This is a genomic window from Bradyrhizobium sp. USDA 4472, assembly GCF_054058595.1.
The window spans coordinates 223758-237836 of sequence record NZ_JBSSAM010000002.1 but is presented as its reverse complement, the minus strand read 5'-3'; the positions used below and the strand labels follow the sequence as shown (position 1 = coordinate 237836).

General features: G+C 61.0%; 13 protein-coding genes and 1 pseudogene. 7 read left to right on the top strand and 7 right to left on the bottom strand.

Annotated elements, in window-relative coordinates; translation table 11 throughout:
- From ACVWZ4_RS36625 to ACVWZ4_RS36615, 3 genes are all read right to left on the bottom strand, one after another.
- On the bottom strand, positions 1-120 hold a 120-nt coding region (locus tag ACVWZ4_RS36625; RefSeq protein ID WP_456790542.1), incomplete at its 3' end, for a TRIC cation channel family protein.
- Between the two features lie 70 nt (positions 121-190).
- Complete coding sequence (locus tag ACVWZ4_RS36620) at positions 191-1441, bottom strand: M20 family metallopeptidase (RefSeq protein WP_456705467.1); 1251 nt, start codon at positions 1439-1441, stop codon at positions 191-193.
- A 60-nt stretch (positions 1442-1501) separates the two neighbouring features.
- Positions 1502-2059, bottom strand: coding sequence for an NADPH-dependent FMN reductase (locus tag ACVWZ4_RS36615; protein ID WP_456705468.1), 558 nt, complete (start codon positions 2057-2059; stop codon positions 1502-1504).
- A 1125-nt stretch (positions 2060-3184) separates the two neighbouring features.
- Between ACVWZ4_RS36615 and ACVWZ4_RS36610 the strand changes: the two are divergent.
- A pseudogene (locus tag ACVWZ4_RS36610) lies at positions 3185-3427 on the top strand (GreA/GreB family elongation factor); the annotation flags it as partial.
- A gap of 1162 nt (positions 3428-4589) precedes the next feature.
- On the opposite strand, the gene ACVWZ4_RS36605 reads toward ACVWZ4_RS36610, so the two are convergent.
- Complete coding sequence (locus ACVWZ4_RS36605) at positions 4590-4766, bottom strand: hypothetical protein (protein WP_456705469.1); 177 nt, start codon at positions 4764-4766, stop codon at positions 4590-4592.
- A 2535-nt stretch (positions 4767-7301) separates the two neighbouring features.
- Between ACVWZ4_RS36605 and ACVWZ4_RS36600 the strand changes: the two genes are divergently transcribed.
- The 4 genes from ACVWZ4_RS36600 to ACVWZ4_RS36585 all read left to right on the top strand — a co-directional run bounded on the left by ACVWZ4_RS36600 (position 7302) and on the right by ACVWZ4_RS36585 (position 9479).
- Positions 7302-7847 (top strand): sigma-70 family RNA polymerase sigma factor, encoded by a 546-nt coding sequence (locus tag ACVWZ4_RS36600; RefSeq protein WP_456705470.1) that lies wholly within the window; start codon positions 7302-7304, stop codon positions 7845-7847.
- A complete protein-coding gene (locus tag ACVWZ4_RS36595) occupies positions 7844-8491 on the top strand; it encodes a ChrR family anti-sigma-E factor (RefSeq protein ID WP_456705471.1) in 648 nt (215 codons plus the stop codon). Before ACVWZ4_RS36600 ends, ACVWZ4_RS36595 begins: the two co-directional genes overlap by 4 nt.
- 122 nt (positions 8492-8613) lie before the next feature.
- Positions 8614-9156 (top strand): RNA polymerase sigma factor, encoded by a 543-nt coding sequence (locus tag ACVWZ4_RS36590; protein WP_456739542.1) that lies wholly within the window; start codon positions 8614-8616, stop codon positions 9154-9156.
- Positions 9157-9176: 20 nt separating this feature from the next.
- On the top strand, positions 9177-9479 hold the full coding sequence (locus ACVWZ4_RS36585; protein ID WP_456705473.1) for a hypothetical protein: 303 nt from the start codon (positions 9177-9179) through the stop codon (positions 9477-9479).
- A gap of 420 nt (positions 9480-9899) precedes the next feature.
- Here ACVWZ4_RS36585 and ACVWZ4_RS36580 read toward each other — a convergent pair whose 3' ends face one another.
- From ACVWZ4_RS36580 to ACVWZ4_RS36570, 3 genes are all read right to left on the bottom strand, one after another.
- The gene (locus tag ACVWZ4_RS36580) at positions 9900-10397 is read right to left on the bottom strand and encodes a TspO/MBR family protein (RefSeq protein WP_456705474.1); all 498 of its coding nucleotides are present in this window, start codon (positions 10395-10397) and stop codon (positions 9900-9902) included.
- 2 nt (positions 10398-10399) lie between these two features.
- The gene (locus ACVWZ4_RS36575; protein ID WP_456705475.1) at positions 10400-10801 is read right to left on the bottom strand and encodes a DUF2177 family protein; all 402 of its coding nucleotides are present in this window, start codon (positions 10799-10801) and stop codon (positions 10400-10402) included.
- Between the two features lie 136 nt (positions 10802-10937).
- Entirely contained in the window at positions 10938-11744 is an 807-nt protein-coding gene (locus ACVWZ4_RS36570) for a DUF1295 domain-containing protein (protein ID WP_456705476.1), read from the bottom strand.
- A gap of 226 nt (positions 11745-11970) precedes the next feature.
- Here ACVWZ4_RS36570 and ACVWZ4_RS36565 point away from each other — a divergent pair, with 226 nt between their 5' ends.
- Together ACVWZ4_RS36565 and ACVWZ4_RS36560 are read left to right on the top strand one after the other, a co-directional pair.
- Positions 11971-13284 carry an NAD(P)/FAD-dependent oxidoreductase gene (locus tag ACVWZ4_RS36565; protein ID WP_456705477.1) on the top strand — a complete coding sequence of 438 codons (1314 nt, stop codon included), beginning with the start codon at positions 11971-11973 and terminating at the stop codon, positions 13282-13284.
- A 5-nt stretch (positions 13285-13289) separates the two neighbouring features.
- Positions 13290-14078, top strand: a complete 789-nt coding sequence (locus ACVWZ4_RS36560; RefSeq protein WP_456705478.1) for a DUF1365 domain-containing protein — start codon at positions 13290-13292, stop codon at positions 14076-14078.
- Position 14079 lies beyond the last annotated feature (1 nt).

Genomic DNA, 14079 nt, shown 5'->3' with positions numbered 1-14079 from the left:
GCCCGAGTTCCCCGCCGCGAAGGACAAGACCATGACCCCGAACAGGTCCAGCCCGCGCTTGGTCCCCGCCAAGGCCCCGCTAAGCGCGAAGACGAAAGTCCCGGTCAGGTCGAGCACCATAGGCAGCTTGTCCATCAGCGTTTCTCGCCTTCAGCTAGAGCTGGCTGGTCGATCCCGCGGTTAGCACCACCTATCCCGGTAGCCAAGCGCGGGCCGCAACGACCAGCGCTTCGACGCCGGTCCGCAGTGTCGGATGGAGAACGGGCGCGAATTTGGGACTGTGGTTCACGGGAAGTTCGTTGATCTTGTTCGACTCCTTGGCCTTCGCATAGATTTCCGGATCGGTGCCGCCGACGAACCAGAAGACTGAGGGCACGCGCCATTCTGACCCGAACGATCCGAAGTCTTCGCTGGCAGGGGCAGGCCCTGTCGCCCGGACCCGATCGGCGCCAAAGTGTTCCCGTAATGCGTCCACCACCCGACTGGTGGCCTCGTGGTTGTTCACGTTCAGAGGGTATCGGTCGATGGTCGTGATCTCCGGCGGCCGCGGCGCTCCCGAACCCGCCGCTTCGGCATTGGCGATCCGCTCGATTGCAGCCAGCATCCGTGAGCGCACTCCGGCATCGAAGGTCCGGACGTTGAGCTTGATAATGGCCTCGTCGGGGATGACGTTTTCCTTGGTACCTGCTTGCAGGACTCCCACCGTCAGTACGGCCGCGTCGGCGGCGGCCAGTTCGCGCGATACGATGGTCTGCAGGCGCAGTACGGTCGAGGCTGCCATCACGACCGGATCAATGCTGGCCTGCGGCATTGATCCGTGCGCGCCTCGCCCAAATAGACGTATCTGCAAGCTGTCCGCCGCCGATGTGATCGCGCCGGCGCGGCCGGCGACCGTCCCGGAAGGGCCAACCATGACGTGTTGGCCCAGAATCACGTCCGGTTTCGGAAAGCGCTTGAACAGACCGTCGTCAATCATGGCTTGCGCGCCTTCACCCGTCTCCTCCGCGGGCTGGAAGACCGCCATGAGCGTGCCCCGCCAAGAGGTCTTGGCATCCGCCATGAGTTTGGTTGCTCCCGCAAGCCATGTGACGTGCATGTCGTGACCGCACATGTGCGACACCGGCACCGTATTGCCGTCCTTGTCCGTCGCCGTAGCCTTGCTCGCATAGGCAAGACCGGTCGCCTCCTGGATCGGCAGCGCGTCCATGTCGGCGCGCAGCATGACCGTGGGTCCCTCACCGTTTCGGAGAAGTCCAACGACACCGGTTTTACCTATACCGGTCGCCACTTCGTAGCCGGCGGCGCGCAGCCGGTCCGCGGCCAATCCCGCGGTGCGAGTTTCCTGCATTGAGAGCTCCGGATGCGAATGTACATCCTTGTAGAGGGCTTCCAGATCGGGAAGCATGCCGTCCAGGGCTTGCAGCGTTTTGGTCTCGCTCATAGTTCCGATCCTCGTGAAATTTGGCCCAGCCAGAGCTTGCGGCGGTCCGGCCCCTTTTCGCTACTTGGTCTTGGCTACGATCCAAGCCTCAAATGCATGCATGAACTGCTGCAGGAACTTGCGAGTCCCCTCGTTGACGAGCTTGCCATCAGCGTCGAAGAGCTTGTCGGCTCCGCCGAGATAAGCTTCCGGCTGCGGCATCGCAGGCACGTTCAGAAACACCAGAGACTGCCGCAAATGGTGGTTAGCACCGAACCCGCCGATGGCGCCTGGCGAAGCGCTGACGACCGCTCCGGGCTTGACGTTCCAAGCACTCTTGCCGTACGGGCGCGATCCGATATCGATCGCGTTCTTCAATGCGGCCGGCACCGATCGGTTGTGCTCCGGCGTGACGAAGAGAATCGCATCTGCAGCCCTAATGCGCTCACGAAAGGAAGTCCATACAGGAGGCGGCGCGTGATCACTACCTTGGTTGTAGATCGGGAGCTGGCCGATTTCGACCTCGCTAAGGTTCAACGATCCGGGTGCGATCTGGGCAAGCGCATTCGCCAACTTCCGGTTGAGAGAATCCTCGCGGAGGCTGCCGACGATCACTGCGACGTCGCGAGTTTCGTTCATGCAGGAATTCCTTCTTTGTTTGCCGGCCCCATCGCGCCATCAAATCGTGGCGGGTCTTCCCCGGCCCCTTATCCGGTAGCCAAAATCGCGCTCCTGTGCGCGCGGGCTCGAGACGAGCAGCACGTCTTGGTCCAATCGATGCGGACGCAACTCGCACCCGAATGTGTCAGCGGTGTTGACCTCATTGGCCGTCTTCAGCGGCGTTGTTCCATGCGGCCGAGAATACTGACGCTGCTCGATAGCCTTCGCAACAGCGACATTGATTTAGATTACCCGCGCTTCCTCGAGCTTTCTCTAATGAGCTTCATGGGCGCTCGTTCAAGCGAGAGCTCAAGCACAACGCAAACCTGCGTCAGACAAAGCAGCTCGAGATCGACTGGCTGGGCAAAAATGCTTACACGACAATCCGAGAGATCGAACATCGGGCTCGCGATGCAACCGCGAGGCCAGAACGTCGCACTGGCGCGGATTGTCTTGACAAAGTACTCGTCCAACCAGGGGATGCGCTAACTCGTCGAACGGAGTCACATTCAGATGGCAGCTAAGGGCCAAGTCCTCGTCCATGGCGGTCCAACGACGCCGCTCTCGATTTGCAAGCAGTGCTCGCGTTGTAGAGCAGAGCCAATGCATCAGCCCTCCATAGTCCCGGGACGTGCGCGGGTTCGACACAATGGTACTCGTGCCAATCGGACTTATTGCCGCCATGACCTTCAGTGTCGAGATCGCCCTGCGCTTCCCGCTCACGTACACACTGGACGGCGGCAACCGCTCGTCTAGCCGGACGGCGTATGCTGCCGTCCGGGTCCGCTTTCTCTCGCCAACATCGTTGATCTTAAGATTGTGCCTCACGGAAGGAGAGCACTTTGCCTATGCCGTTGCCCGAGATTCGCTATCACGACATCTGAATACCGACGCTTGGACAGCATCGCTCGTATCGCTGCGGGTCGCGGTGACATCAACGCCCTGTTTCTCCGGGGCGAGCTCACCCGAGCCACGTGTATCCCCGACGAGGAGAACGATCCTGACTTCCTCAGGACGCGCGTCAGAATGGGATCGTGGGTAACCTACTGGACTGAAGCGGGCACGAGCGGTCTGCCTCACGGCACCCGCTAGCTCGTCTACCCTGATCAGTATAAGTATTCGAAGTGGCATCTCTCAGTGCTGTCGCCGCTGGGCGCAGCACTTATCGGGCTGCGTATCGGGAGCCAAATGCCGTTCTTCGGCAACGGAAGCATGCACCACGTGCGCATCGAGAGCGTGGACAAACCGTCGTCGAATGTCGTGCCACTGTTTTTAAACAGGCCGGCAGGCATGGGGCACAACAGACTACCGCCGGATGATGAACCTGACGGGCCAACCGCAGCGTAACCTGGATAGGAGTTCGCAGTGGGAAGAAGAGCGCCATGTCGGTGTTAGTGCCGAGAAATTGACGACAGCCGACATGCACCGTACGCACTAGCTAAGTCAGCCGGTCGGGACTGGCCTAGGAGTGGAGAACTAGAAAGGAGATTGGATGATAAGGCCGCCTTTACATGTGAATCGGCTCTGAGAGGACGGTGGCAGCTAATGACGGGTGGGCCGCGTCGCAGGAGGACGACTCCGCTCGATCCGAAGCCATCCGGCGGCTGGTCGAGATGGGCTGAAGGCGAGGATATCAGCCATTCTGATGACCGGCTCGGTGTCTCGATTGAACGTGCAATCAGCGGCCGAGCGGCAGTTGAACGACTAATAGTCACCCAACACCGCATTCAGCGGATGTCGCGCCGGGTCGGTTGGGTGGCGGCTGGCCTCGGCATTTTGCTCCTTGGCATCCTGCTCACGCAGCTTTTCGGGGTCAATCCCTAAGACTTTCACCGCCCCTTGCGCTCGCCCTGCGGCTGCGGGAACGTGGGACCACTGGTCATTCCCGCAAAGGCGAGGAGTTGATATGGCACACACCTTTCATTTTGACATGGTCCGAAAGCTGATTGCCGTTGCAATGGTTCTAGGCAGCACCAACGCTCAGGCGCAAAACTGCCGACAATATCCCCCCGGCCCCTTCCGCCTTCAGTGCGCCGAAGCAATCCATCCGCAGCTCGAAGCAAAGAGAGAAAGGTGCAAAGAGGAGGCCATATCGAAGGGCCTCAGCCGGAGCGCGCTAGATTCCGGCATGAAAGACTACGTGCATGCGTGTATGCAGCGTCGATAGCCCCTTCCGGGGCGCCTCGGCGCGTCCGTGATCTAGTGGATTGCGGGGATGCCGGGTTGAGATCGAGGGCGCCATCTGGGAGCCGATGAAGATCCAAGCCAAAACGGGGAAAGGTCTTGCTGTCTTTGGCAAGTAACCTAGGCAATCCTGATTGCGCGCTAGCCTGAGGTTGCGGGATGGCTTTCGCTCATCACAGAACTAGAGTTGAGCCCTTCTTAAATGACGACTTCCATACGGAAGACCTGATCAAGCTATTTCTTTACGTAAGCATGGAAGCCGAAATGTAGACGGTAAGAGGACTTGGCCACTTTATAGGCCATTCTGATGAGCGTGAGTCCGGTGTTACGACCGACATGGCAAAGGAGAGCAGGTCCACAACGCCGGCGGCAGGTATTCGCGGCTGCATCCGGCTTTTTCAGCGGCGGCCGTGATGGTGCCGACGTCCCCGTGCGCCATGGCGTCGATCGCGGCCATGATCTTCTTGCTGATGCGCTTGGGCTTGGCCTGCTCGTCAGTCATGGCAATTGCCTTCCCGATCCGGCGTCACTTTCGGTGGTCGGCGTAAGCGGCGCCACGGCGATTGCCGCCGCTCCGGGGTTTCTTCGACAACCCCCGCTCGCTTGAAATGAGCACGGCACCGGCGCCGACACCCTAGCCGTTATCAAATCTCCTCCCAGCAACGCCAAGTGACAGCCATGCCAAGCCTAGCGTGCCGATTACGGCGGTTGCGCTGTTGGACCCGATGCGGTCAGCAAGCCATCCCAACCAAAAGAAGCCAATCGGACCGATACCGATGCAGCTGTAAGGACACCCAGTAAGCGCGAGCGCGTCCCGGCGGCCAGCAAGCCAGCGCGCAATATGGGTGTTTTCCCTAAAAGACGCGGGCGCAACGGTTCGGCGGCGATCATATCCGATCCGGTCCCACAGACACGCGGGTTCTCGTGCGATTATTCAGATCAACGATCTATTCTCGCATAACGCGACGAGCCTCTTCGGACCACGTGGTGTTCGAGTCCGCATTCTTGTCGTTTGCGGCCAGGAGCATCGGGTTCCTTCATGAGAAGTCGCTGCATCAAGCGGGAGAACCTCCTTTGAGCGTAAATCAAGAAAACGGTTTGGACGGTGAACGTTGATCGCAAGCGGCAGCTGGCATCGTGTGGGGGCGCCGGCATCGCGGCATGGAAGCGCGGCGACTGCCCTAATTCTTGGATGGCGGTCAGGTTCGCCTCTAGCCTGGATCGACCCCGCAGCGGCATGAAATCGCGCGATAGCTACGCCGTCGGTTCCACTGAGCTACGCTGGCACCGCAACCAAGCAACGGAGTTCGAATGCTGTTTTCACGGACCGAGTGCCCTGCTATTCTCGCCGCTCGCAGTCTGTCCGGGAGGCCACAATGAGATGGTTTGACTGGCTGTTTGGAAGCGCGGCTCAGCCGACAAAAGGGCTCTTCGCGAGATTTCGACGGAAGTCAAAGGCCGCAACCGATCCCGATCTTCTCAAGATCGCCAAGGATCGAAAGGGACACGTTTCGCGCAGAGCCGTAAGGGACGAATACAACAAGCTCGTCCTGGAGAAGTACGCGCACGATAAGGCGTGACTACTTCATCCCAGTGGTCCGGACGGTACCATCTCAGTCCCTAACGACGCGACGCGATGCGCGAGTGCGAGGAGCACGGCTGGACCCAGGACCGCGCCAACCCCACCTGGCACCCGAGGTCCCTCCGGATGTCGCGGAAATCCGCGAGGTACTGAATTCGATCGGCAATCCTGCCGGGTGTCCGCCCGAGGGGACCTTAGGCTTCAAGTTCTCGCAGAATGCGCTCACGGTCCTGTTCGTGAAGCGTCGCTTCCACCGCATGGCGGCGAGGACGGCATGCGCGTCGGCCGTGTCATGCCGCGGCTCAAGGATTCTCACCGAGCCAAGCGGGCTTTTCCCTCATCGACCTGGCGCTCGGCTGTCTCCAGATGCCGTTTCATGGCCGTTCTCTCGCTCTGCACCACACCTCCGGAACCAGCCGCACCCTAACTCCTTTCGGTCAGGTCGATCAGCATGTCATGGTTCACGTTTGCCGCGCTATGCAAAAAGTTTAGATGCGCACGAGGGAACCCCGGGAGACTACAGCGCTCGAGGTGTTCTGCCGGCTCGCCGCCGGGCTAGCGGAGCGGCCATACGCCTAAACCCCCTGTCTCTCCGCAGACACTACTGGGAGTAAGCGTAAGCGTGCCTCGCCCTCCTCCGCCGCATCTTCTGGAGACATTTATCTGCCGCTGGAGGACTTTGGGAAGCGCGCCGGGCTGTTCTTGGCGCCAGACCGACGAGCAGGACACCGACCACGAGACCGTGCTGCGGGACCTGATCTCGGGCGGATACCTTATCCCGTGCAGATCGTCGTCTTCAACGCCATGGAGACCTGGTACCACGATTGCCACCCAGAGCATCGCGGACGCACTCGCCGAGCGAGCCGCCCGCGATGCGATTGACCTCTCGCCCGCGCTCGAGGCCTTCGTTCGAGCGAATGGCTTAAATTCGTTTGACTTCCAACTGGCGCTGCCGCTGCGCTTTCCATCCCGGCCCTGAAACTAGGCCGTGCTGCGGCACGCAAGTCGAACATGACATTCTGCGCTCGATTCGAGAACATTCGGTGGGTCTGCGGGGCTCACCCCGATCAGCCCATGTTCGGCCATCGCGCCTGTGCGTGGGGAAGTAGCGCAACATCAGGCGGAGGTCCGCTCTCCGCGCTAGAGCGGACCAGATTTGCTCAACCTGAGTTCTTCGCGTTTTGGACCCAAAGCAGACTTACCAGCGTAGTCCGTTGAAGGGGATCACTTCGCCGAGCGCCCATTTGCCGCGGGACGAGCAGTTAGCCTAGTCGCTTGGCAAAGAAGTGATCCGCGGACCTCGGTCATGCGTTCTAACTACGAAAAGGCCCTTGTCGAGCTACTATGGTCGCTGCTATCCGAGCTTTAACTGTGCCAATCCGGGCCAAGGCTGGCGTGCCTCGCGGGGTTGTCGCGCGGCTGCCGACCAGTGCGAGCAAAGGGCCGAAGGCGAAGGTGGACTGGGCTGACTTGATCGGACGCGTCGCCTCTTCCGGTGACAGAGATGCCTTCAAACGCCTATTCGAGCATTTCGCGCCTCGCATCAAGGGATTGATGCTGAAGGCAGGGTGCAGTGCGGACGAGGCCGAGGAGATCGCCCAGAGCTCAATGATCGCCGTGTGGCGGAAGGCGAGCCAGTTCGATCCGTCGACATCAGGGGCCGCAGCCTGGATCTTTACGATCGCACGGAACTTGCGGATCGACATGTTCCGCAGCAAGGCGCGGGCGGAGCGCGTGCGGGGCGTTGCCGAGCTGCCGGATACGCCGGATCCCGCCGAACCGGTCGATGCGGCCATTTCACGCGTTCAGGATGCTGCCCGGATCACGTCGGCCATCGAGCGGCTATCGGCGGAGCAGTCAAGGGTGGTGAGACTTTCGTTCATCGAGGAAAGGCCGCATCCGGAAATCGCAGGCCTGCTTGGAATTCCGCTCGGAACGGTGAAGTCGCGTATCAGGCTGGCGATGAGCCGCCTGAGAGAGCTATTGGACGAAGAAGCATGACCATCAGCCATCATCCGCCGGAAGATCTTCTGGCCGACTTTGCCGCCGGCAGGCTGGAAGAGGCCCACCACCTTGTCGTGGGGGTGCATGTCGCTGAATGCGTCCGCTGCGCCCGGTTCGTGCGTGCGATGGAGCAGCTTGCGGGCTTGGCACTCGGGGAGGTCGCTCCGGTGCCGGTAGCATCGGATGCATTCGAGCGCGTGCTGGCCCGGATCGACGACGCCGCCGAACCGAGAGCTGCGCCGCCCTCGACCGAGACGTTCGCAATGGTGCGAGACGTTCCACCGGCGCTGCGGAACTACCGCGTCGGCAAGCCCAGGCGCGTTGCGCCAGGTCTGAGCATGCGGCCGATTGAGCTGTCCGGCGCAGGTAAGGCACGGGCCTTCCTGCTAAGGTCCGCGCCGGGCACGCGGATGCTCGAACACACGCACACCGGTACCGAGTTGACTCTCGTGCTGGAAGGCAGCTTCAGCCACGAGGGCGGCCGTTTTGGCCCTGGCGATTTCGACTATGGCGATGACGAGGTCGATCATCGACCGATCGTCGGCGACGATTGCCCATGCCTCTGCCTGGTTGCGATGACAGGTGATCTGCGCATGAACGGTCTGCTTGGCCGGCTGATCGGGCCATTTGTGCGGCTCTGATCTTCTTCAGTCCCTCTCCCGCGGGGTGATCCGACCGCGATCCCCAAGCGTTTCAAAGCCGAACGCAAGGGAGACGGGACATGGCCTGCTCACGTCGGGCAACACAGGTACAGAGCGACGGATTGCCCGAACTGCTCGCCGGTGTGTCACGCGGCGACGCTCGAGCTTTCTCCGCGCTGCACATGATAACTCGGGGCAGACTGCGCAGGATCGCGCTTGCCGTTGGCGTAGCGCCGCATGATGTCGAAGACGTCCTGCAAGAGACCTACCTGAAGATCTGGCGCAACGCCCCTCAGTTCAATGCCGAGCGCGCTCCCGCGATGGCGTGGATGTCCGCGATCGTGCGCAATACCGCGATCGATCATCTGCGCGTCAGAAGACTGCTGACTGACGCGTTCGACCACGCGCTGTCGATAGCGGCCGGCGAGAATCCGTCTGAGACCGACGAACTCGACTACGCCAGTGCCGAACCCCTCGCCTTTGGCGCAATGGCTCGTTTGCCAGAAGATCGCCGCACGCTGGTGGTGCTCGCCTATCTCGAGGGCGAGAGCCGGGCCAATCTGTCACGGCGCTTCGGCGTGCCGGTGGGAACGATAAAGACCCGGCTGCACCGGGCTCTCCTGACGGTCCGCAAGGACTTCCTCGCCGCGTCTGGCACCGCCTGATGGTGAGGGAAAACCCGGCCTTGATCGCCGAGATCATCGAATTTCCGCTGCGCAGGCACGAGGACAACCTTGTGCCAGCGGTCATCAGGCTCGAGGAGATCGTGCGAGAGATCGAACGCATTGCGGTCGAGCAGCCTGCGGATGGTCTGCATCACCTGCTCACTGTGATCGAGCATTTGGGCGACAGGATGGTCGAGACGTCATCGCTATTGCTGGACGACGATGCAAACAGTCGAATCCAGACCGTCTTCACGACGTTATCTGAAAAGATCGCGGAAACCAGGGAGGCATTGGGTGAACTCGGGAACCACTTGCATCCGTGACGGCGCCATCAGCGACGCCAGCCGGGAGCCTTTGCTATTTTGCGGCCATTTGAGCTGTATTCACTGAGCGGCTCGCCGCCTCAAGTCCGCTCAACTCCAAGCGCGGCAGGAAAGCGGACGTCTCCCGAAGTCGCTGAAGAGCCAAACGCGACAAGTTCTAGGCTTTTTCCGCCGCCCCTGATGCCTTCCAATATTTCGTATTGGTTTGCGAGCGCCGAGAGGGTTTTGGCAATGTTCCTAAGCACCGTGGTAGCTTCCGAATTCCATTTGATGAATTCATGCTTCGTTTCCGGCGCTATAGGCGGGAAACGAACGAGCGTTCGCGGGATCAGCTCAGCTCCTGCGCAGACCTCGCGTGAATGACCGTGAGGGTGACGGGGTGAGCATGAAAAGCGTCGCATGGCACTCCACTCCAAGCTTCTAGCAGTTGAGCAGGAGCAGCGACAGATTGAGCACCATCGCGAACGCGAGCCAGGCCGCATAGGGCAGGAAAAGCAACGCCCCCAGCCGGTCTGCGGTCCACTGCCGCCAGATGAATGCGACGATGACGACGAACATTGCAGCGGTCACGCCGAGTGCGACGTCCATGCGATGAAGCGAAAAGAAGATCGGCGACCAGGCGAAGTTTAGGATCATCTGAATCGCCCATTGCCTCATCGAAACGCCGCGCGGCTCTGCCTCGAAAGTGCTATATCCCGCGACGGCGATGAGCAGGAACAGGATCGTCCAAACCGGAGCGAAGACGGCATTCGGCGGATCGAAGGATGGCTTGTTCAGTGCGGAATACCAGGCCCCAGGCCGGTTGAGCACGCCGATCAGAAGCCCCGCGGCGGGAACGAGACAAAGAAACGCGGCGCGGTGATACCAATTCCCGCTTTTGCGGCCTTGCTCCTTCGGCGGCCTGGTTGTGGCGCTCATGATCAGGGCATCATCCTTTGAGCGACGAGAAAGCCCGCCCAGGCGCTGACGCCGGCGAGAACCGATCCCCAGCAGATGTCCGCCACCGACAAGCCGGTCGACCAGCTTCGCAGCGTTGCTTGATTGGTCAGATCGTACGTCGCGTAGGTGAAACAGCCGAGCAGCGCACCGGAGGCAAATGCGCGTAGCGCGCCACCGTCCTGTTGCGCGGGCAGCACCGCGAACCAGATCAGCCCGGCGGGATAGGCCAGATAGAACACCGCGGCAGCGGCCAGATCGGGTTCGGACCGCAACATGTCGCCGAGCACCGGCCGATAGAGCCTTTCGACCATGGTCCTGAGCCAGATCATGTCGAAACCAAAGAAGGTGATCGCGACGGTGAGATACGTGAAGACCAGATTCATACGGCGTTCCCTTCCGCGCTCGCAGTCGCCAGCCTGACGAGGGTGTAACGACCCGAAGGTCGAATCGGATCACCCGACCGGCTCATTCGATCTTGCCGCCCGCTAGCCAGACCGCCTGGTCCCTCGGGGCGCCCGATCAATACGGCGAATGTCTGGGCGGCCACGGGAAGAACGCGCTGGTTCTGGCCTGGTACGCGCCATAGCGCTCGCCTCGCGATCGTAGCATCTGTTCCTCAAGCGGTGGGATGCCGGTCACCCTCACGAGGATCCAGTACATGATGGTTGGTGCCGCGATGCTGGCCCAGCCCCAGGGGTATTGAGGCGACAACGCGATGACGGGGTAGGCCAGCCATCCCAACCATTCGAAGAAATAATTCGGATGGCGTGACCAGCGCCAGACCCCGGTGTCGCAAATCAGACCAGCTTCGGGATGCGAGCGCTTGAAGCGACGCAATTGCTCGTCGGCGATGGCCTCGCCGACGACCGCTACCAGTATGATGAACGCTCCGGCATAGTCCTGTAGTCCCAGGCCGGGGCCCGGAGCGTGCGCGGCGAGAAAAATAGAAAACGGCAGCGGGACCGAGGCCAGCGCCTGGGATTGCAGGAAAAAGAACATGCGGCGGGGCGCTGCGAAGCCCCATTCGCGCGCATAGTTCGCATAACGCGGGTCATCCACACCTGCGGCAGAACGACGCGCAATGTGCGTCCCGAGTCTTGCCGACCAGCACAGTACCAGCCCTGCAACGAGAACACGGCGAGCCTGCGAACCATCGTCGAGAGGCCATAGGGCGACCACGGCGCCGACCAAACCGATCGAATAGGACCAGATGACGTCGACCCAACCCGAATTGCCGGTGCGCTGTCGGACGACCCAAGCCAGCGCCATCAACGCGGAAAGAGCCAGGGTAATGCCGGCTACGATCTGAAAGTGCGGGACAAGCATGCTTCACCGGCGCTGTTTTCCGTTGATACGTCTAACGTATGCACCGGTTTCATCATCGGCTCCAAGCTCGGCGAAGGGGGCGGTGATCCAAGGTGACTCCGCGAGCGTTCTTATTCACGGCCTGCAAAACAGAATGCGGATCGGTGATGAGCCGCGGGAAATGGCTTTGACGCAAAGACGTTTCTTGCTGCTTTGAGGCGACAATAGTGCAAGGGGGCAATGAAAGATGCGCTTGGCAGTGATCGGGACGGGAATTGCAGGCAATGCTGCTGCCTGGCTCCTGTCGAAGCGCTACGCTGTGACGGTGTACGAGCGCGAGCTGCGACCGGGCGGGCATAGTCATACCGTTCAGATCGACTATGATGGCGAAGCCATTGACGTTGACGTCGGCTTCATCGTGTTCAACGAGCTGAACTATCCCGAGCTGACATCGCTGTTCGCGCAACTGGGGGTGAAGACCGTCGAGACGTGCATGAGTTTTGCGATGTCCGCCGATCACGGCCGCTTTGAATGGCGCGGGGGCGGCGAAGGCATTTTGCGAAATGCACGCGGTCTCTTCGCCCAACCGAGCAACCTGGTCTCGCCGTCGCACTTTCGCATGCTGGCCGACGTCGTGCGATTCAACAGGCAGAGCGTCGCCGATTTGCGCGCCGGTCGGCTCGAGAAGATGACGCTCGGTGAGTATCTGCAAACGGAATCGTTTGGCGCGCGCCTGTTCTCCAGATATCTCGGACCGATGGGGGCCGCCATCTGGTCATCCTCGCCGGCGGAGATTCTGTCGTTTCCCGCGGAGAACTTCGTCACCTTCTTCGATAATCACAGGCTCCTGCACCTGGGCCGCCCGCGCTGGCTCACCGTGGCGGGTGGCAGCCGGCGCTATGTCGACAAGCTTACCGCTATGTTCAAGGACGTTATCCGGCTAGGCTGTGCCGTGACGTCGGTCACCCGAACGGAGCATGGCGTGACGATCAGCGACATTCATGGCGGTGTGGAGAGCTACGATGCGGTCGTGATGGCCTGCCACAGCGACCAGGCCCTGGCGGCGCTCACCGACGCCAACGCGGCGGAGAAGTCAATTCTCGGCGCGATCCGCTACAGCCCCAACGCCGTTTATCTGCATCGCGATCCCAGTCTGATGCCCAAGCGCCGGCAGGCATGGGCATCCTGGAACTTCCTGCAATGGCCGCGGCAAACACCTGTCGAGAACGACGTCGCCGTGACTTATTGGATGAACCGGCTGCAGGGCATCGACGATCGCAAGCCGCTGTTCGTCAGCCTCAACCCGCCGCGCGCGCCGGCGTCCGACCTGACCTTTGCAAAATTCAGCTTCGCTCACCCGCTCTACGATATGGCTGCGTTCGCAGCCCAACGACGGCTTCCTGCAATTCAAGGCCGTCGTCGAACATGGTTCTGTGGAGCGTGGACGGGGTACGGCTTCCACGAAGACGGTCTGCGGTCTGGGATCCGGATAGCGGAAGCCATGGGCTGCGAGCCGCCTTGGCGCCAGTCCACGTCATTGCTGGCGCAAGCAGCCGAGTAGCGGCGATGTTCGGGTCGAGACCGCACAGAGACAGAGACGCCGCCGCTCCGGTCGTGCTCTATCGGGGAAAGGTGATGCACGCGCGATGGCGGCCGGTGCAGTATAGATTCACATACGAGGTGATGAACCTTCTAATCGATTTGGACCGACTGGACGGTGCGGACCGACAGTCGCGCTTTTTCGGGGTCAATCGAGCCGCAATCTTCAGCTTCCACGAGCGTGATCACGGAGGCCACAAAGGCGCTAAGCTGAGTCATTATGTGCGGCAACTGGCAACCGAGCGCGGCATCGACCTCTCGGAAGGCCGGGTTCTGCTTCTGTGCTATCCGCGGGTGCTGGGCTACGTGTTCAACCCGCTCTCAATCTACTTCTGCTATAGCGCGAGTGGCGAGCTCGCATTGTTGATCTACGAGGTGCGCAACACCTTCGGGGAGATGCATTCCTACGTCCTGCCGGTCCGAGAGGCGCCCGCTGAACGGGCGATACGCCAAACTCAGGTCAAGGAGTTCTACGTGTCGCCCTTCATGGAAATGGAGATGCATTACCGCTTCAGCATCTCTCGACCGGCGCGGCATGTGCGGGTCAGGATCGTACAGCGGAACGAACAGGGTGCGATGTTTGCGGCCGCCTTTTTCGGCCGACGGCAGCGGCTGACCGGCCCCCGGCTCTTGGCGGCATTCTTCGGTCTGCCGTTTCTCACCTTCAAGGTGATCGCTGCCATCCATTGGGAGGCGTTGCGGCTCTGGATTAAAGGTGTTCCCTACGTAGGGCGGTTGAAACAGCGCGGAAATTGAG